The 19,021-nt window shown below is 29.4% G+C and carries 16 protein-coding genes; 5 read left to right on the plus strand and 11 right to left on the minus strand.

What is annotated here, in order from left to right; all coding sequences use genetic code 11:
* The 5 genes from CHL78_RS04635 to CHL78_RS04655 all read right to left on the minus strand — a co-directional run.
* Positions 1–837, minus strand: an 837-nt coding sequence (locus tag CHL78_RS04635) for a UDP-N-acetylmuramoyl-tripeptide--D-alanyl-D-alanine ligase (protein WP_147295794.1), incomplete at its 3' end; no start/stop codon positions are given.
* A 147-nt stretch (positions 838–984) separates the two neighbouring features.
* Complete coding sequence (locus CHL78_RS04640) at positions 985–2,982, minus strand: stage V sporulation protein D (RefSeq protein WP_094366410.1); 1,998 nt, start codon at positions 2,980–2,982, stop codon at positions 985–987.
* 12 nt (positions 2,983–2,994) lie between these two features.
* A complete protein-coding gene (locus CHL78_RS04645; protein WP_094366409.1) occupies positions 2,995–3,351 on the minus strand; it encodes a hypothetical protein in 357 nt (118 codons plus the stop codon).
* A gap of 211 nt (positions 3,352–3,562) precedes the next feature.
* Entirely contained in the window at positions 3,563–4,171 is a 609-nt protein-coding gene (locus CHL78_RS04650; protein WP_094366408.1) for a cyclase family protein, read from the minus strand.
* Positions 4,172–4,375: 204 nt separating this feature from the next.
* Positions 4,376–5,755: an MATE family efflux transporter gene (locus CHL78_RS04655; protein ID WP_094366407.1), complete on the minus strand. Its 1,380-nt coding sequence runs from the start codon at positions 5,753–5,755 to the stop codon at positions 4,376–4,378.
* A gap of 91 nt (positions 5,756–5,846) precedes the next feature.
* Between CHL78_RS04655 and CHL78_RS04660 the strand changes: the two genes are divergently transcribed.
* Positions 5,847–6,662, plus strand: a complete 816-nt coding sequence (locus CHL78_RS04660; protein WP_094366406.1) for a MerR family transcriptional regulator — start codon at positions 5,847–5,849, stop codon at positions 6,660–6,662.
* 52 nt (positions 6,663–6,714) lie between these two features.
* Here the strand turns inward: CHL78_RS04660 and phnX are convergent, their stop codons facing one another.
* The 5 genes from phnX to CHL78_RS04685 all read right to left on the minus strand — a co-directional run bounded on the left by phnX (position 6,715) and on the right by CHL78_RS04685 (position 13,095).
* Positions 6,715–7,521: a phosphonoacetaldehyde hydrolase gene (gene phnX / locus CHL78_RS04665; RefSeq protein ID WP_199533991.1), complete on the minus strand. Its 807-nt coding sequence runs from the start codon at positions 7,519–7,521 to the stop codon at positions 6,715–6,717.
* Positions 7,521–8,618 (minus strand): 2-aminoethylphosphonate--pyruvate transaminase, encoded by a 1,098-nt coding sequence (gene phnW, locus CHL78_RS04670; RefSeq protein WP_094366404.1) that lies wholly within the window; start codon positions 8,616–8,618, stop codon positions 7,521–7,523. Before phnW ends, phnX begins: the two co-directional genes overlap by 1 nt.
* Positions 8,619–8,661: 43 nt before the next feature.
* Positions 8,662–11,307 carry an ABC transporter permease subunit gene (locus CHL78_RS04675; protein WP_094366403.1) on the minus strand — a complete coding sequence of 882 codons (2,646 nt, stop codon included), beginning with the start codon at positions 11,305–11,307 and terminating at the stop codon, positions 8,662–8,664.
* On the minus strand, positions 11,300–12,052 hold the full coding sequence (locus tag CHL78_RS04680) for an ABC transporter ATP-binding protein (protein ID WP_094366402.1): 753 nt from the start codon (positions 12,050–12,052) through the stop codon (positions 11,300–11,302). Before CHL78_RS04680 ends, CHL78_RS04675 begins: the two co-directional genes overlap by 8 nt.
* A 176-nt stretch (positions 12,053–12,228) precedes the next feature.
* Positions 12,229–13,095 (minus strand): MurR/RpiR family transcriptional regulator, encoded by an 867-nt coding sequence (locus CHL78_RS04685; RefSeq protein ID WP_199533992.1) that lies wholly within the window; start codon positions 13,093–13,095, stop codon positions 12,229–12,231.
* Positions 13,096–13,326: 231 nt separating this feature from the next.
* On the opposite strand from CHL78_RS04685, the gene CHL78_RS04690 reads away from it, so the two are divergent.
* From CHL78_RS04690 to CHL78_RS04705, 4 genes are all read left to right on the plus strand, one after another.
* Positions 13,327–14,079 (plus strand): polyphosphate polymerase domain-containing protein, encoded by a 753-nt coding sequence (locus CHL78_RS04690; protein WP_094366401.1) that lies wholly within the window; start codon positions 13,327–13,329, stop codon positions 14,077–14,079.
* The gene (locus CHL78_RS04695) at positions 14,073–14,762 is read left to right on the plus strand and encodes a DUF4956 domain-containing protein (RefSeq protein WP_094366400.1); all 690 of its coding nucleotides are present in this window, start codon (positions 14,073–14,075) and stop codon (positions 14,760–14,762) included. The genes CHL78_RS04690 and CHL78_RS04695 overlap by 7 nt, the downstream gene beginning before the upstream one ends.
* A gap of 131 nt (positions 14,763–14,893) precedes the next feature.
* The gene (locus tag CHL78_RS04700) at positions 14,894–15,562 is read left to right on the plus strand and encodes a response regulator transcription factor (protein WP_094366399.1); all 669 of its coding nucleotides are present in this window, start codon (positions 14,894–14,896) and stop codon (positions 15,560–15,562) included.
* Between the two features lie 2 nt (positions 15,563–15,564).
* A complete protein-coding gene (locus CHL78_RS04705) occupies positions 15,565–16,764 on the plus strand; it encodes a sensor histidine kinase (RefSeq protein ID WP_094366398.1) in 1,200 nt (399 codons plus the stop codon).
* 91 nt (positions 16,765–16,855) lie between these two features.
* Here the strand turns inward: CHL78_RS04705 and CHL78_RS04710 are convergent, their stop codons facing one another.
* Entirely contained in the window at positions 16,856–18,865 is a 2,010-nt protein-coding gene (locus tag CHL78_RS04710; protein ID WP_094366397.1) for a carbohydrate-binding domain-containing protein, read from the minus strand.
* Between the last annotated feature and the right edge of the window lie 156 nt (positions 18,866–19,021).

The following is a 19,021-nucleotide window of genomic DNA, read 5'->3' on the forward strand; positions in this document are numbered from 1 at the left end:
TACTTCTTCTTTATTTGAATCTATTATACATGTAAAAGTCACACTATCTTCTTCCATAGTGTATTCTTCACAATAGATGTCATTATCCTTTTTAAATCCAAATGTTTTTAATTTGTAGATATGAGGCGTATTTTTAATTGTTGCTAAGTACTCATCATCTCCATTTACAATTAATGTGTTTGATTCATCAAAGTTTGTAGCTATTTCCATCTTAGCTTGTAAAATACCAGCTTGTGATCCTAAGTTTTCAACATGAGATAATCCTATATTAGAAATAACTCCGATTTTAGGGTTTACAATGTTTGCTAGATATTCAATTTCTTTAAAATGAGACATTCCCATTTCTATGACTGCACATTCATGGCTATCATTTAGTCCAAATAATGTTAAAGGTACTCCAAAATGATTATTTAAATTCCCTTCATTTTTTAAAGAATTAAACTTCGCACTTACCACACCATATATCAAGTCTCTAGTAGTAGTTTTTCCTACACTTCCAGTAACACCGATATAAGGTATATCAAATTTGTCTTTATAATACTGAGCTATATGGCCAAGCGCAAGTTCTGTATCTTTAACCTCTATTAAGTTTATATCCGAACTCTCTAAATTTATGCCGCTACTTTCATTTTTTATAAAAGTTCTACACCCTTGCTCATATGCAGATTGCATAAAAGTATGACCATCTAAGTTCTCTCCTATTATAGCAACATATGCATTTGTTTTACTTGCTTTTCTACTATCTATAATAATATCATCTACACTGCTATTTTCATGTCCAATAGTTAATTTTCCTTTTGTTGCAAGTACTAACTCTTTTATTGTTAGACTCTTCATATCTTCCCTCCTTCTTAGATCTTAAGAATCTTAAAGCTACTCTTAATAAAAGGCAATGTATACCATAATATACATTGCCTTGGTAACTCTTAACTTTATAATTATATACCAAATCGTCTTGTTTTTGAAGATATTTATGAGTATATGTTAATTATCTCCTTTTGATTCTTCATAATATATCATTATACTAGACCCTTCTTGAACCTCTACCCCTGGTTTAGGGAACATATCTATAATCTTTGTATCTTCTGGCAATTCTATATCTGAATCTAGTATTGGTTTTAGCTTAGCTTCTTCTAATACTTTTACTGCATCCCCAATCTGTAAATTCCTAACATCTGGAACTTTTACCTTTGGCTTTTCAAGTTCAGCTTTTTCTTCATCAGTGTACTTAGGTTCTACTCCTAAATATTTTAGAGAGTTACTCATTACCTCTTTAATAATTGGCCCCGCTGTTGTACTACCAAATGCGCTTACACCAGTTGGCTCATCAACTATTGCAAGTACTACTATCTGTGGATCATCAGTAGGTGCTATTCCCACAAAAGAACAAATATATTTCCCTTGAGCATATTTACCATCTATAACCTTTTGAGCTGTACCTGTTTTACCACCTAATCTGTACCCAGGTAGATAAGCTATCTTTCCTCCACCCTCTGATACAACAGATTCTGTTATCTCCATCATCTGCTTAGATGTTTCTTCTGATAATACTTGCCTTACCATCTTAGGTTCTATCTCTTCAGTAATATTTCCTTTGTTATCCGTATACCCTTTAACAACTCTCGGCTGCATTAATTTACCCTCATTTGCAATAGATGATATTGCAGTTATAAGCTGTATTGGAGTTACTGATATTGATTGACCAAAAGATATTGTTGCAAGCTCTACAGGCCCTACATTTTTTTCATTATAGAAAATACCTTTTGCTTCCCCTGGCAAGTCTATTCCTGTTTTTGCTGTCAATCCATAAGCTTCTATGTAGTCATAAAGTTTTGAAACACCTAATCTATCACCTAACTCAACAAATACCGGGTTACATGAGTTTTGAACTGCATGTTTTAAATCTTGAACTCCATGTGGTCTATAATGTCTCCAACATTTTATTCTTCTTCCTCCTACCATTACACCACCTGTACAAGTAAACTTTTCACCATCTTTAACAACACCCTCTTCAAGTGATGCAGAAGTTGTTACTAATTTAAATGTTGATCCTGGTTCATATGTATCACTTATCATAGTATTTCTCCACATTTGATAATATCCTTTTATCTTGTCTTTATCACTATACTCATCTAGTAAATTTTGGAAATACTCATATTGTGGTGTATTTGGATCATTAGGGTCATAATCTGGCTTTGATGCCATTGCTAGTATATCACCACTTTTAGGATCCATTGCTATTACAGATACTTTCTTTGCATTATTTTTTTCATAAGCTTTTTGTACTGCATTTTCTGCATAGTGTTGTATAGTTTCATCTATTGTCAATACTAGTCCATTTCCTTGTACTGGTTCATAATACTTCTCCACACCTTGTGCTATTTCTCTTCCTGATGCATCTGTACTTATTATTAATCTTCCGTCTGTTCCTTTTAGAGCTTTATCATACTTCATCTCTACACCAGCAAGTCCTGTAGCATCTGTCTTTGAAGTATGCCCCAACACATAAGCAGCAAAGTTTCCATAAGGATAGTATCTTTGATTATCCTCTGCTACCCATATCCCCGATAGCTTTGTATCTCTTATTTTAGATGCTGTTTCATCGTCTATCCATCTTTCTATTTTTACTAAAGCTGTATTTGTTTTATTTACTAGTTTATACACATCTTCATATTCTTTACCTAGTATTTCAGCTACCTTTTTTGCTGTATCTTCTTTGTCTTTTACTTCTACTGGTTTGCACCAAACTGTATACTTAGTTACACTGACTGCAAGCTCTTTCATATTAGTATCGTATATAGTCCCTCTTTTAGGTTCTATTGGTATTTCTCTGGTTTGCTGATCTAATGCCTTAGTGCTAAGCCATTCTCCTTTTATAAGCTGTAGGTACCCTGTCCTAAGTATCAAGCAAAAAAATAGAGTACACGCCAATATTAAGGTTAAAACTAATCTTTTCTTACTAATCCTTTTTATTTTTTTCAAACTTCTCTCCCCCTAGTTATCAACATCTATATACTCAATCTGATCATCTTTAGGATATTCCATATTTAGCTCATCCTTGGCTTTTTTTTCAATTTCTTGAACAGATGTATTATTACTCAAAGTTGCTTTTACTTCTTCTAGTGCTACTTCTTTTTGTCTTAACTCTTTTTCTAAATAGTAAATATCATACTTAAGCTGAGACACTGCGGAGTATCCATACAGGTTTCCTATAACAATACCTAGGATACATATAGCAATAAATATTTTAGGGATTATTTTTTTAGTTTTTTTCTTACCTCTATTTCTATAATTATTCTTATTGATCTTTTTATATTCGTTTAACTCTCGTATTTTATTATTTGCTTCCAAATTATCACCCCAAAAATTAATATAATAATAATTATATTTCTCATTATACTTAGCTCTTCCTTTAAGCTTTTATCTCAAAATTAGTACTATAAAATACAATTTTTTTATAGTACTTTTTAATTTACATAAAAAAATCGTACTGTTATATGCTAACAATACGATTTTTGTCTAATAAAAATAGTTTCTGTCTATTTATTTTTTATATAATACTTTAAAACTCTACTAATAATCTAGCTGGTAATGCATCTAAACCTTCTATCTTCATAGGTAAACAATATACTTTAAATCCTTCATTTGGTATTTTATCTAGATTCGTCAAGTTCTCTATAGCATATGTATTATGTTTACCTAAATAAACATCTATAGTACCATGATTTCTTCCGACTCCTAGACCTAGAGTATCTATTCCTATCATATTAACTTTTTTATCTACTAAGTGTTCAATAACTTCCATAGATATTTCTGGATGACTATTATATTTTTCATCATCTAAATATTTATCCCAGTTAGTTTGGAAAAATACATACACCCCTTCTTTTACATATGAAACGTCTAAATCATTTAAAGTTATTGGCCTATCTATAATACTAGAAACATCCAGCTTTATTCCAGGTCCTATTAATCTATCATTTTCAATTACTATATCGGCTCCCATTACATCAATGTGCGTCCCCATGTTATGCACATCACATGAAAATGACGTTGTAATATACTCACTTCCACTTTTTGAGTAACGCTTAACTTCTTCAACCTTTAGAGGCGCTGATCCTGTTCTATACTCTTTCCCAATTTTTGTTGTTTGTGTAATATCAATTATCATAGACAATTCTCCTCAATAATAAATTTATAAACTAACGATACTTTTATTATTTAAAATACCATATTTTTTCTTAAATATATATATTGACTATTAAATTTAGTAATTATCTCAAATACCATAACTTAAGCCATGTATAACTAATTTCATGCCTATACATATAAAATAAGCTACCCTATAAGAGTAGCTTTGATAAATGATGCTATATTATACTTCTTCTACAAAATTAGTTATTTCAGAAGTTTGTAATGTTTTTTTATAAAATATCGTAAAGCAAGTTATAGTAGTAATCGATGCTACTATATCAGCTATCGGCTCTGACAATAGCACGGCCTGTAGACCATTATCTAGTATACTTGGTAATATAAATATTAATGGAACTAAAAGCACTACCTTTCTTAGAAGCGCTAGTACTAATGATATTTTAGCCTGACCTAGAGCTAAGAATGTTTGCTGACACGCTATCTGAGCACCAAATATAAACATTCCTGAGAAGTATATTTTAATACTCCATGATGTAATCTGAACTAGCTCTGGTTTATTATTAAATATACCTACAAAAGCTTCTGGGAATAACATCAATAATATAACCATTGAACATGAGTAGAATAAACAAGTTTTAAGTAGTAACTTAAAGGTTTCTTTAACTCTTTCATAATTTTTAGCTCCAAAGTTGTAGCTTATTATTGGCTGTGCACCTTGAGTAAGACCCATCAAAGGTAATACTATTATTTGCATAATACTACTCATTATTGTCATAGCTCCTACAGCTAAGTCACCACCAAATCTTGATAACTGATTATTTAAACTAATTAGTACTAAACTCTCTGTACCTTGCATAATAAATGGAGCAATACCTAGAGATACAATAGAAGTTATTACCTTTTTATCTAGCTTTAAATATTTTTTTCTTATTTTTAAAATACTCTTGTTTCCAAATAAAAACTTTAATACAAACATTGCTGATACTGCTTGCGCTATAATACTTGCAAGTGCTGCTCCTTTAACTCCCATATCAAATCCAAATATAAATATTGGATCAAGTATTATATTGATAACTGCACCAATAGCAACTGTAAACATCCCTATTTTTGCAAATCCCTGAGTATTTATAAAAGAGTTCATTCCCATAGAGATTTGTACGAATATACTACCTATAACATATATAGATAAGTAATCCATTGAATATCCTATAGTAGCTTCACTAGCACCAAATGCCCAAAGAATAGGCTCTTTAAATACTAGGAAGACAACTGTTAATATAGTCCCTAATATTATCAAAAGTGAGAAACTGTTGCTCATAATTTTTTCAGCTTCGTCATTGTTTTTTTCTCCCATTTTTATAGCTACTAGAGGTGCTCCACCACTACCAACTAGTGCACTAAATGCAGAAATAATCATAATTATCGGCATTGCTATACCGATACCAGCCATAGCTAACTCACCACTTGGCATTCTCCCTATAAATATTCTATCTATGATATTATATAGAATATTTACCATCTGAGCTATAATTGCTGGTATAGCTAGATTTGTAAGCAATTTAGGTATACTATTGTTTCCTAAATCAATACTCTTATTGTCCATTATATACTCTCCTTTTTAGTGTATATTTTTTTGTATATTTGGTATAATAAAGTATATGGTAACCCGATAGTCAATAGGAGATTAAAATAATATGAAAATAAACTCAAAATACCTAACAACAGGAGAATTCGCAAAATTATGTAACGTGAAAAAACACACTTTATTTCATTATGATGAAATCGATCTTTTAAAACCCGAAGTATATTGCGAAAATGGGTATAGACTATATTCCTATGAACAATTGAATTTATTTTACTTTATATCTGTTATGAAAGATATTGGAATGTCCTTATCTGATATCAAAGATTCTTTTAATAATAGATCACCTAAGTATATGGAAAAACTTTTTTTAGACAAAGTTGATGTATTATCCGAAGAAATTAATAAGTTGAAAAACTATCAAGATATATTAATTTCTCGAGTAGATAAAATAAGATTAGCATCTGATATAAATACTACTGAGTTTTATGTAGAGCATAGTGACGAGGAATACTATTTTCTAAGTATACATATTGATCGGTCTGATGACAAAGAGATTTATAATCTAATCAAAAATAATTTTAATGATTATATCTATAAATATAGTGTAGATGATTCACTTTGTTCATTAATTAACATTGAAAACCATAATGGAGAGTACAAATTAAACCAACAGTACTATATAAAGAAGGTAGATAAGAAAATCGATCCGGATAAATTATTCATAAAAAAAGGTGGTCGTTATCTAATTGGATATCATAGAGGATGCTACGATACTATAGAATCTACATATAAAAATATGTTCAAATATATAGATGAAAACAATTTAAATATTGGAAAGTATTCTTATGTTAAAGAAATATTGGATGAGTTAACTTCTATTAGTAAGGAACACTACTTGTTAAAAATTACGATTGAGCTAATTTAAAATATAGCTTTGGTATAGTATTTTTATCACTACACCAAAGCTATGTTTTTATTTATATATTTAAACTCAACACTTCTTTACTTTCAATATAATCTATCAATTCTAACAGTCCCCTTACATCATAAATCACAAAGTCAGCACCTGCATCTTTGAATATCTTAGATACTCTTTCTCTTTGTACTTCTTTTTCATCATCAGTAAGTGAATTAAACTCTCCTTCTGTTAAAGCCATTTCAGAACTTCCATCAATTAGTCCTACAGTATATACTCCTGCATTTTTGCCTTCTAATATATCAGATACTGTGTCCCCTACTTTAATTACATTCTTTACTGATGATACTTTTAATTCTTCTAGGTTTTTGAACAACATAAACGGATAAGGTCTACCTACATTTTTTGTTGATGTTGGGCTAAACATACAGTCTGGCTCATATCCTCTTCCTTTAGCTTCTCTAGTCACTATCTCCATCATTTCATCTGTGTACCCTGTTGTTGAACCAATCTTTATGCCCCTATTTCTTAACTGTTGTATAGTCTCAACAACAAATGGCTTTGGTTCGCCATAGTTATGTAATATACTCATAAGCTTATCTAAAAATATATCATGCATATTATCTATATCTTTATCTGTAAATTCCCTACCATGATTTTCAATCCATAATGAATTTATTCTATGCATAGACATCATAGTTTTTATATGATCCCACTTTAACATTCCCATCGGCTTTCTTGTTTCCTCTATTGTAGGTGAGATTTTATATGCTTCAAATACCTCTATAAACGCTCTTACGGGTGCAAAGCATCCATAATCTACTGTAGTTCCTGCCCAATCAAATATAACCGCTTCTATTTTATTCATTATATAGTCTCCTTTATAAGTACGAATTTTTCAAATATATCACAAAGGTTATTTATATCTTCTTCATATATTTCACCTATGTTCCCAATTCTAAATGTATCTACTTTAGTTAATTTCCCCGGATAAATTGCATATCCATTTTCCTTTACAAAGTTATACATCTCAATAAAACTAAAATCATTATTTTCATATAAGAAAGTTGTTATTATTGGTGATTGTATGTCTTCTTCTAAATATGAATTTATTCCTAACTTTTTCATCTTATTTCTCAAAATTTTATTATTATTTGAATACCTTTTATTTCTAGCTACTACTCCACCTTCTGCTTCTAATTCATCAAGTGCTTTGGAAAATGCTAAAATAACGTGAGTAGGTGATGTAAATCTCCACTTCCCATCCTTATCCATACCTATCCATTGATCGTATAAATCAAGAGAAAGACTTCTAGCTTTTCCTTTACTTTCTATAAGTTTTTCTTTATTAGCTATAATAAAAGAGAATCCTGGAACACCTTGAATGCACTTATTTGAGCTACTAATTAAAAAATCTATTCCATAATCTTTAAGAGATATATCTATCCCTCCAAAACTACTCATAGCATCTACCATAAAAGTCTTTGAGTACTTCTTTGAAATTTTCCCTACAGCTTCTATATCATTTAAAATCCCTGTAGTTGTCTCACAGTGTACCATCATCACATGAGTTATGTCCTTATCATCCTTAAGTATTTCTTCAACTTTATTTACATACGGTACTATATTGTACTCTTCGCTTAATACTACATAGTTTATTTTATGATATTTTGCTATATCTAGCATACGTTCACCATAAGCTCCATTTGTTACAAATAAGCATTTATCTTCTTTACCTATTACACTAGATATTACTGATTCTACTCCAAATGTTCCACTACCTTGCATAAGCACTGTAGTATACTCCTCTTCATTAACATGTGCTAGTTTTAATAGTTGTTTTCTTATCCTTTGAGTTATAACTTTATAATCATCATCCCATGTACAATGATCAAATAGCATCTCTCTTTTTACACTATCAGTTGTAGTTAATGGTCCTGGTGTTAATAATTTATAATTTTTCATGAACTTTCTCCTTTTTAATATCTTATATAAATTTTATATGTTTTTATTTACAGCTTTCAGAGAACTCTTGATGCTTCTTTAGTAGATCAACAGTTAATTTTTCACTAAATTTCTTTGGATATGCTGATGCTTTATTTGAATCTACTTCTTCACCTTCATATAAAGCATTTGGATAAGTTTTCATTATTTCACTTCTTCCATTTTTTATGATGCACTCCGCCATTTCCATAGCTAATGGATTAGTGTTATCACCTTTATTGATTACTGCTACTGACTCTGTTAATTCAAAGTTTCCTTCTATTGGATCTCTGTAATCTATAGGTAGACCTTCTTCTTTATCTTTTACAGCTTGATGTCTAAGACCAAAAGCTACTCCTACTTCTCCTGCACGCAATTTTTTAATAGGTGCAGATCCAGAAGATTCTAAATGAGGACCTACATTTTCAATTATTTTAGTTAAAATTTCTTTTCCTTCTTTTTCTCCATATTCACTTATTATGTCTTGGACTAATAACCATCCTGTCGAAGAACCTGTTATATCTGGTATAGATATTAATCCTTCATATTTTTTATCTGATAAATCTTTTATTGATTTTGGTGCTTCAAGGTTATGTTCTTCTAATACCTTAGTATTTACTATTATAGAGCCTTCTTGTGATGTTATTGGAGCGTAGTACTTTGGATTTTCTCCTAATGTTTTATAATCAAAGCTTAGATCTTTAAACATCCCTTGTTCTTCTTGAGCAGTGTCTATATAATATGAACTCATGGTAATTAAATCTGCTTCTATATTTTTTCCTTCAGCTATTAATTTACCACCTAGCTCTGAAGTTCCAAGAGATTGTATTATATATTTATTTTCATAGCCATTGTTATCTAAAGAATTTTTTATAGCCTTCATAGCTTCTTCATCTGCATTTGAGTAAATTACAACCTTTCCCTCATCACTACCACCAGTACTAGAACATCCTATCATTCCAGCCATCATAGTTACTGATAAACTTAAACCTACAAAAGATTTTACAAGTTTCTTCATACTAATATTACCCTCTTTTCCAACTTTTTTAGTTTCTCTACTGCCCATCTTAGATAGCCTCGTAAAGATTATTTTTGCAAATAAGTTTGTAAAGAATATTAGTAGTGAAAGTACAAATATTTCATCAAACTTAGCATAGTGTTGAAGCTCTTTTATTTTTGTTGTAATAACCATAGTTCTTGCACCTGTTATAAAGATTACAGCACTTATAGTTACCATTGAGTTTATAAAGTAATAACTAAATACTTCTAATATAGTTCCTTTTACATTTGGCGTTACTACTCTAATTATTGTTTTTATCCAGCTATCTCCCATAAGCATTGCTGTAGTCTCCCAAGATCTATTCATTTTAGATAATGAGTTTTTCATCATTAAGTATGGTGTTGAGAAAAAATGTATTATATTTGAAAGAATTATTATAATAAATGTATTTTGCAAGCTTGTTCCCGAAAAACTTACTAAAAATGCAATTCCAAGTATCATTCCTGGTATTGTGTTTGTTACTAGAGCAATAGATTCTATTATTGATTTATACTTTTTATCTATTTCACTTCTAGATGTAACTAGTGCTGCTCCATAAGCTATCAGTGTACCTATAATCGCTGTAGCAATAGCTATTTTTAGTGAATTTGCATAAACAACAGTTAAATTAGAATTAGCAAGAATATTCTTGAAATTACCCATAGTAAAAGTCACATCATAAGGCCAACTCTTTACAAATGGCACTACAAATATAACTACGAATATAGATGTTATTCCTAAAATAATTATCATGGATACAAATCCCAGTCCGTAATCTCTTATATTATTTTTCTTTAATTCTACTTTTGAAATCTTATTGTATCTAAAGTTATACTTTTCTAAATAGTTGAGAGCTGCTATCCCTATTATAGAAGGAATAAGCATAACCATAGCGATTACTGCTCCATTATTAAAGTTTGGTATAGATCCTAACATGTGATTATACAGAGTTGTAGCAACTACATCAAAGCTTCCACCTACTGATGCAGGTATACCAAAATCAGTAAAACTTAAGAAGAAAGCTTGTATAAATACTGCTGCCAATGTGCCAACTAATGGTCTAAAAATAGTTATATAAAAAGTTTTTAAGCTATTATCTCCCATCATTTTTGATACAACTGCAAATCTTTTATCTATATATTTAAAAGTATTATTTATCAACATAAATGATATCGGTAAAGTATATATACTGTAGCCTAGCACTAATCCATTAAATCCATATAGTTCAAATGGTTGAAATCCAAGTATTTTAGTTATAAGACCTTGCTTACCAAAAGAGTAAATTATAGCAAATCCATAAGTTATTGTTGGAAGAAGCATCGGCAATGTAGCAACAGCCGTTATAATTTTCTTTATATTTTCATTTAAATTTGTGTTGTTAACTGTATAAGAAAGTAAAAATGCTATTAATGTAGTAATTAATGCACTACACGATGATACCAAGAAGCTATTTTTTAAGGACTGTATAAACACTTCACTTGTAAGTATTTCTAGGTAGTTTCCTAGGCCTATGCTTTTATTACTTTGAAAAGATTTAAAAAGTAACATCGTAGTTGGGATAGCTAAAAATATTATAAATATTGATACTACAAATAATAAAATTAATTTTGTTTCTCTATCTTTCTTAAACATAACATCCTCCAAATAAAGAGAATATATTTTCCTTCTTTATTTCTAATTGATTTAATATAAAATCTTTGACGAAGTTATTTTTAGGATCATTTATTATTTCATCAGGCGTAGAGTATTGCGATATCTTACCTTCATTTAATATAAGTACTCTATCTGAAAGAGTTAACGCTTCTTCTGGGTCATGAGTTACTATTATAGTTGTAAGGTTATATTCTTTAGCTATAGTCTTTATTCTATCTTTTATTGATTCTTTAATTACTCCATCAAGTGCACTAAGTGGTTCATCTAAAAGTAATATCTTTGGCTTCATAACAAGAGTTCTCGCTAATGCTACCCTTTGTTTTTGCCCACCTGATAGTTGATCTATCTTCTTATCAAGATGCTTAGAAAGTCCTAATAGTTCTATAAGTTCATCTACTTCTTCCTTAGTTGAAATATTAGGTTTATTTTTTAAGCCGTAAGTAATATTTCTATACGCATTTAAATTTGGAAATAATGCATAGTCTTGAAACACAATATTGAATCCTCTTTTTTCCATAGCCACTTTAGTTATATCTTTATTGTCAAATATTATCTGACCATCTGTTGGATCTGTTATCCCAAGTATTAAATTTAATAAGGTTGTTTTTCCACTTCCTGATGGACCTAATATTGAAACTATCTCTCCATCCTCTATATCTAAACTTATTCCACGTAATATTTCTACTCCATCATAAACTTTCTTTATATTATTAAGTGTTAACAAATTGACTCATCTCCTTTAATTTATCTCTTCTCGCTTACAACAACAATGTTATCATTTAAGTTTTTGAGGTACAATTAAATCGAAGTTAACAAATTGTTAAAAAATGGATATGATTTGTAGTAATTCTACAATTCATAGCCATAATAATCATTTCTCATATTTAAATTTATTCTTTATTAATAACTTCTATCTTCAGATATGATACTATTCTTATCTAGTATTTTGGAATATTTATCATAATCACTTAATATTACCCCCATATAAAGCATATCAACTATTGCTATTTGTGAAGATCTTGAAAATATAGCACTTCCATAGATTGTTGCCTTAGAATTACTTGAATATATTGATACATCTGCATACTCATTAATAATTGTATCTTCAAAGTTTGTAATAACCAAAGTTTTTGATCCACAAGATTTTGCATTTCTTATAGCATCAACAGTATTTTTAGATGTTCCTGAGTATGATATTGCAATTGCTAAATCGTCTTTATCTAAGTTTGAAGCACACACATTTTGCATATAGTTATCAGTATAGTACCTTATATTTAATCCTAGATATATTAGCTTATTAACTAAATCACTTACAACAGACATAGAATTCTCGACTCCATAAATATCTATCCTTTTAGCTTTTATTATCATATTCACTGCTTCTTCAAAAGAATCTATAGAGATAGATTTTAACGTTTCTTCTAATATTTCTATTGTTGTACCTATTGTTTTAGCTGGAATATTGTCTATTAGGTCATCTTTGTTTAGCTCAAATCCATAAAGTAATTCTTGCTTTTTAGATTTATTATTTCCAATCTCCATAATTATTGCATCTTTAAATTCTCTGTATCCATTAAACCCCATTGCTTTTACAAATCTTATTATTGTAGGCTGACTTACATTTACTCTTCCTGATAACTCTGTAATAGTTAATTTTGATACATCCTCTGTATTTTTAAGTACAAATTCAGCTACTTTTTGCTCAGATGGTCGTAGTGAAAAATATGTACTTTGTATTTTAAATTTATATGTGTCTTGTATCCTCAATTTATTGCCCCCTTTATTTGTAAAAAAACTACATAAATTAATTTATTTTTATAATATATTAATGATTATTGCTTATTAATTTTAAAATCAATATACATTTGAGTGATAAATAAGTCAATAACATATTTTTTATTCATATTAACTCCATATAAAATTAAGTTCTATTTAAGTTTATAAAATTATAATTTAATCATAAAGATAAGCCAAACTATTTAAATTGGAGGAAATAATATGGCAATTAAGTCATTTAAACGATTTGAGAAAAAATTTATATTAAGTCAACAACAATATAATGAATTAGTACCTAGATTACTTGAATATATGAATCCAGATACCCATTGTAAAAATGATAAAAACTATACGATTTACAATATATACTATGATACAAAAAATAATGATGTCATTAGGCATTCTATATCCAAGCCTTACTACAAAGAAAAACTTAGATTGAGAAGCTATACTGTCCCTACTAGCCTAGACGATAAAGTTTTTCTAGAATTAAAGAAGAAAATAAATGGGATTGTAAGTAAAAGAAGAGTTGTAATGACTTTAGGCGAAGCTTATGAATTTTTATACTATGGCAAGAAACCTATTCAAGATGATTATATAAATAAGCAAGTTTTAGAAGAAATAGAATACTATCTAAGCAAAAACAAGGTATACCCAGCTGTCTACATAGGCTACACAAGAAATGCATACTTTGGAAAAGATGATACAGATTTTAGATTGACTTTCGATTCAAAGATTATTGCTAGGCGATATGATTTATCTTTAGAAGATGGCTGCTTCGGTAATGATATCTTGGGTGAAGAAAGATATTTGATGGAGGTTAAGTTCTTAGGTGCTATACCTATATGGTTTACACAAATTCTTTCAGAGCTAAAAATCTATAATACAAACTTCTCAAAATATGGCAATGAATATATGTCTTATTGCTTTGAAAATAAAAATAATAGTAGCAAAAGGAGAGAAAAAATATGTTAGGAACAATAATTTCATCAACAACTGGAGAGTCATTTACTCTCACAAATGCATTAATAGTAATAGTAGCTTCAATTTTACTGGGGCTTGTAATTAGTTTTGTATATATGAAAACTAACAAAAAAAATGGCTATAACTCAGGATTTACAACTACATTAGTTATGCTACCAGTAATAATTTCTATTATAATCCTATTAGTAGGAAACAACGTAGCTAGAGCATTTAGTTTAGCTGGAGCATTTTCAATAATTCGTTTTAGAAGTGCACCTGGAGATCCCAAAGATATTTCTTATGTATTTTTCACTTTAGCTGTTGGACTTACTTGTGGTATGGGCTATATAGTCTATGCAGTAATATTTACGATAATATTATGTATATTAATGTTTGTTCTTGATTTAATAAAATTTGCAACACCTAAGGGTAAGCCTATGCATCTTAAGATAACTATACCTGAAGACTTAAACTATGATGGTGTATTTGACGAAATCTTAAATGAGTATACTAATACATATCATATTGAAAGAATTAGAACCAGAGATTTTGGTGCATTATATGAATTAAACTATATGATAGAGTTAAAAGATAGTATAAGCCAAAAGCAATTTTTAGATAAGTTAAGATGTAGAAATGGCAATTTAAATATAAGCCTTACTCTTTCTGGATTTGAAGAAAAAATATATGGATAATAATACAAGCTCACTTAAATTTAATTTAGTGGGCTTTTTATTTTAGAATTAATTCTATTTTAAGGTTTATATGCTAAAATTTGATTAATAGTTTACAAAAAGTATATTATATAAAAAGGAGGGAATTTATAATGAGATTATTACTAGTAGAAGATGAAAAACAGCTTTCTGAAGCCCTACAACAGATCCTTATTAAAAATAACTACACCGTTGATGCAGTATTTAATGGCGAAGATGGATTAAACTACGGACTTACAAATGTATATGATGTAATAGTTTTAGATATTATGTTGCCTAAATTAAGTGGAATACAAGCACTTAAAATGCTTAGAAATAAAAAAATTTCAACACCAGTGATTCTACTTACTGCTAAGGATAGTGTTGAAGATAGAGTTCTTGGACTTGACTGTGGAGCTGATGATTATTTACCTAAGCCCTTTTCTCCGGAAGAATTATTAGCTAGACTAAGAGCTATTACAAGAAGAAATGGTGATTTAATCAATGAGAATATTTTGGAGTTCTCTGATATTAGACTTAATCTATCTACATATGAAGTTGAGGTTAATGATAACTCTATTACACTTACCTTAAAGGAATTCGATATATTGAAGTATTTTATGCAAAGACCTAAGATTGTAGTAAGTAAAGATGATTTAATTATGAAACTTTGGGGATTTGATTCAGATATAGAACACAATAATATTGAAGTATATATATCATTTTTAAGAAAAAAACTTGCTTATATTGAATCTAATGCGAAAATCACGACTATAAGACGAGTTGGATATAGGTTGGAATAATTATGTTTGATAAATTAAGAATTAAATTTATATTAATTAATATGACTTTGCTTACAGCTGTATTTGTAACTATTTTCGGATTTATATATGCTACTACTAGCTCAAATATAAACAATGAGATTGATGGAACTTTATTTGCACTTATTAATAATAACAAAAAACCGATGCCAAATACTATAAATATAGTTGTTGAAGTTAATGAATCTGGCAAGATTATAAAAGATTTTAAGCCTTTTAACATAAGCATTGACTCTACTATTCTCCAAAATGCTGTTGACCTTGTTTTTAAAAATGAAAATTCTTCTGATAAAATAGATATGGGCGATAGCTCTTATTCTTATCTAAAACAGACTACTAGACTTGGAACTAAGATTGCATTTTTAGATAGAACTCATTACCAAAATCTACTTATTGAATTGCTTAAAACATTTATACTAACAGGTTCTATAAGTCTAATTGCTCTACTTGTTATAAGTATTTATCTAACAAATAGAACTATAACACCTATTAAAGGTACTTTTGAAAAGCAAAAACAGTTTATAGCTGATGCTTCTCATGAATTGAAAACTCCCCTGACTATTATAAAAACTAATACATCATTGATCTTGAGCCATCCTGATGATAGCATCAGAAATCAAGAAAAGTGGATAAATTATATAAACTCTCAAACTGATAGAATGTCCATCTTAATAAATGAGATGCTATCTCTTGCTAAACTTGATACTGATGATAATATTATAACTCTCTCTTCTATAAATATTAGTAAAATTATAGAAAGTATGCTCTTGATGTTTGATGCTGTTATTTATGAAAGTAATATAGAATTAGAAACTAATATAAAAAAAGATTTGTATATCAATGGAGACAAAGAAAGTATAAAAAAGTTATTTAGTATAATAATGGACAATGCTATTAAGCATACAAATAAGAATGGTAAAATCACAGTTTCCCTATTTTCTGATAAAAATAAAATTAAGTTGATCATAAATAATACTGGTGAAGGTATATCCTCTGAACATCTTGAAAAAATCTTTGAGAGATTTTATAGAGTTGATAGTTCTAGAGATAGAGATACTGGAGGATATGGCCTTGGTCTTTCCATTGCTAGTTCTATTATTAAGCAACACAAAGGAAAAATTTATGCACAAAGTAATTTAGGAAAATCTGCTTCTTTCATTGTTGAAATACCTCACCAATCTTAGAAATTTAAGACATTAATAAAAAGCTCTGAGTTATTACTGCTCTGAGCTTTATTTATTAATATATATTATGATTATATGATATATATATTTGCTATTGTTTAGTAGTATTCATGTCTGAAGGGTTTTTCATTTCTTTTCTATCACCTTGTCCGCATGGTTGACCCTGACCTTTAGGTCCGCCTACTCCACCTCCAGTAGTTGCTCCTTCTTGAGTAATATTAGTTATAGTATCTTGCGCTGCTTCTGTTTTAATAATAGTTCCTCCTGAATGTTTTCCTTCAGAGTATACTCCATCTGTAGATTTTCCAGTTGAACTTCCTCCTACTAATACAGCATATTTTTTGTTTGATTCAATATCTGGTGTAGATACTATTACTGATTGATATTGTTTAGCTGGTGCAAATGTTAATATTTCTTTTCCATCTTCAGATTGTATATTTATTATATTACCTGCCTCTTGCGATGTTAGACTTATGTTTAAAGCTTTCTGAGAAGATGAACTACTTGGTGTTTGTACCATTCCAGCACTTCCCGATGCTATTAAAGTCCCTCCGCTTATATCAAATATACCATCATAATCTAGACTCCCATTTCCATTATTTGTAGGTCCATTTACTATTAGTGTACCATCTTTCATAGTAATATTACCATTTGAGTCTATACCATCACCACTAGCATCTACATAAGTATATCCACCATTAATATTTATTTGAGCCTTTTGCGATGCTCCATTTTGTTTATTTGTTTGTTGAGTATTTTCACTTGATTCAGTACTTGTTTCGGTTGCATTTATTCCATCATCACTTGCAACTAAATGTATACTACCATCATTAATATTTATTACTTCACTTTCAAGTCCTTCGTATGACTTAGTTATATTAATAGTTCCTCCATTAATATTTAACTCTGCATCTGAATGTATCCCATCATCTCCAGATGCTATATTCATAGTTCCTCCACTGATAGTAATGCTATTATTTGAGTGTATAGAATCATCACATGAGTCTATTTCAATATTACCACCCTCAATTACAATATTAGAAATTGCTTTTATTGCCTTTGTGCTTACAGTTTCTTCAGTTATTGAATCTGATGCTTCATTATTTCTAACATTTTCCTCTAAAGCTGGTTGTTGTTGATTTGAGATTTCTGGCATTTCCGGCCTTTCTCCCATGTCTTCACCTTGAACTGGCATCTCACCCACATCTTGATTTGGAATCTCTGATCTATCTCCTTTACTACCGTTAGATTTAGTGCTATTTTCACTTCCTCCACCTGAGTTTATAGTTATATCTCCATCCTTTATTAATACTTGAGTCTCTGCTTGTATTCCATCTTCACCAGATGTTATATTCAATTTACCACCTTCTATAAATACATATCCTTTAGTCTCATCAGTAGTATTATTGGATTGTATTCCATCTCCTTGAGAGTTTATAGTTATATCTCCATCAGTTATATTTATACAATCTTTTCCTTTTATTCCATCATTATTTGCATTGATAGTTATATTTCCACTTTGAATCTTTAATTTATCTTTACTTACAATCCCGTGATTATAATTTCCATTTACAGTAAGCTTACCTTCTCCAATAATAACTATATCATCTTTACTAAATATTGATGCATTTGGCTCATCACTAGATTCATCTTCAAATATGTATTCTTCTCCATCAGTTATATTATTCTCTGTTCCTTTTTGTAGTGCAATTATTAATTTCTTAGAATTTAGTGCATATATAGGTGCACTGTTGGAGCTTGTTATATCTACTCCATTTAAAATAATGTATACCTTATCTTCATCTCCTGCATTTACTATTATTTGCCCATTTTCTAACTTACCACTTATACTATATGTCCCTGCTGAAGTTATCTTAACTTTATTATTTTCTACTCTTGCTCCTTCTCCTTCAATACTAATTTCACTTCCAAGTTTTATAAATGTATCTGCATCTCCTATACTTTCACTCTTCATAGACTCTATATTAACACTCGAACCTGTAGTATTTTCAGTTTTAGAAGTATCATTTTTTTTAGAACATGCTGCTACACTCACGCATAATGAAAGTGCCGATATCATTGTTATAAGTTTCTTATTCATAATTTTCCTCCTTTAAGTTTTTATTTATATAAATTAAGTAATTGTATTTGTTCATTAAATATAGGTTATCACTCATACCTTAATCTAATCTTAAAGAAGAAAATAAAAATGGACTCTAATTATAAGAGTCCATTTTCTATAGAAACTTTTATGCTC

This window comes from Romboutsia weinsteinii, from assembly GCF_002250835.2.
Classification (GTDB): Bacteria; Bacillota; Clostridia; order Peptostreptococcales; family Peptostreptococcaceae; genus Romboutsia_A; species Romboutsia_A weinsteinii.

What these genes read in the sequence shown, in the direction of transcription:
- CHL78_RS04650 (WP_094366408.1), bottom strand. Translation starts at nt 4,171, where the DNA reads ATGATAATTGATATTACACAAACAACAAAAATTGGGAAAGAGTATAGA.
- CHL78_RS04655 (WP_094366407.1), bottom strand. Translation starts at nt 5,755, where the DNA reads ATGGACAATAAGAGTATTGATTTAGGAAACAATAGTATACCTAAATTG.
- CHL78_RS04660 (WP_094366406.1), top strand. Translation starts at nt 5,847, where the DNA reads ATGAAAATAAACTCAAAATACCTAACAACAGGAGAATTCGCAAAATTA.
- phnX (WP_199533991.1), bottom strand. Translation starts at nt 7,521, where the DNA reads ATGAATAAAATAGAAGCGGTTATATTTGATTGGGCAGGAACTACAGTA.
- phnW (WP_094366404.1), bottom strand. Translation starts at nt 8,618, where the DNA reads ATGAAAAATTATAAATTATTAACACCAGGACCATTAACTACAACTGAT.
- CHL78_RS04675 (WP_094366403.1), bottom strand. Translation starts at nt 11,307, where the DNA reads ATGTTTAAGAAAGATAGAGAAACAAAATTAATTTTATTATTTGTAGTA.
- CHL78_RS04690 (WP_094366401.1), top strand. Translation starts at nt 13,327, where the DNA reads ATGGCAATTAAGTCATTTAAACGATTTGAGAAAAAATTTATATTAAGT.
- CHL78_RS04695 (WP_094366400.1), top strand. Translation starts at nt 14,073, where the DNA reads ATGTTAGGAACAATAATTTCATCAACAACTGGAGAGTCATTTACTCTC.
- CHL78_RS04700 (WP_094366399.1), top strand. Translation starts at nt 14,894, where the DNA reads ATGAGATTATTACTAGTAGAAGATGAAAAACAGCTTTCTGAAGCCCTA.
- CHL78_RS04705 (WP_094366398.1), top strand. Translation starts at nt 15,565, where the DNA reads ATGTTTGATAAATTAAGAATTAAATTTATATTAATTAATATGACTTTG.
- CHL78_RS04710 (WP_094366397.1), bottom strand. Translation starts at nt 18,865, where the DNA reads ATGAATAAGAAACTTATAACAATGATATCGGCACTTTCATTATGCGTG.